The following is a 728-nucleotide window of genomic DNA, read 5'->3' as shown; positions in this document are numbered from 1 at the left end:
CTGACCTAAATACAAAAGGCTTTAACGAGCTTTACATCGACGGCGGCGTGACGATTCAAAACTGCCTCAAAGAAGATCTTATCGATGAAATGGTGATCACTCGCTTCCCTATCCTACTTGGCAGCGGCGCACCTTTGTTTGGTGATTTGCGACAACCACTCAATTTTAAAGTGACCAAGAGCGAAGTGGTGCTAAGCACCTTAGTTCAAACGACTTACGTGCGTGAAAGGTAATCTACCTAGGTATTTTGAATAAAAGAAAAACGCCCTTCCTAGAGATAGGAGGGGCGTTTGTTGTGTTAAGTACCTGTGTTCAGCATCGCTCATTTTTGGACGAGGTCAGCGCAACAAATTTATGTCGCGCAGTGAGCCTAATGGCTATTCATGATGCCGTTGGTAGTAGAATAGAATTAGAGTGAAGCTCATACCTAGTCTCTAGATTTTGTTTTTCTATGAAACTCTTTTCTTTCTGTGAGTAAGGGTTTTTCGCTTTCAAATCAAGGAATATACCTTGATAACGCCACCCCTTACGGCGAAGTTCACTCACCGATTGCTCTCCACTTAGTAGCTTTCTTCCATACCTATCTCTGACTGTCACAATAACTTTGGTATTGTCCGGTTGCTCATCATATCCGTACCATATTAATGCCTCGGATTTTTCACCCAATATAAATGGGTCATCGTTTGGGATATTTGAGCATTGAACAACGGTAAACGTTTGGTTCTCTC

The 728-nt window shown here is 42.4% G+C and carries 1 protein-coding gene and 1 pseudogene; one reads left to right on the top strand and one right to left on the bottom strand.

Translation table 11 applies throughout. The features are described 5' to 3' along the window. On the top strand, positions 1 to 233 hold a 233-nt coding region (locus R7O13_RS26800), incomplete at its 5' end, for a dihydrofolate reductase family protein (protein WP_318305197.1). 148 nt (positions 234 to 381) lie between these two features. Here R7O13_RS26800 and R7O13_RS26795 read toward each other — a convergent pair. Continuing rightward, positions 382 to 728: pseudogene (locus R7O13_RS26795) on the bottom strand (hypothetical protein); the annotation flags it as partial.

The sequence above is a fragment of the Vibrio sp. Y176 genome, assembly GCF_033438945.1.
Note: the sequence above shows the minus strand (reverse complement) of the source record. Positions and strands in the feature narration are given on the sequence as shown.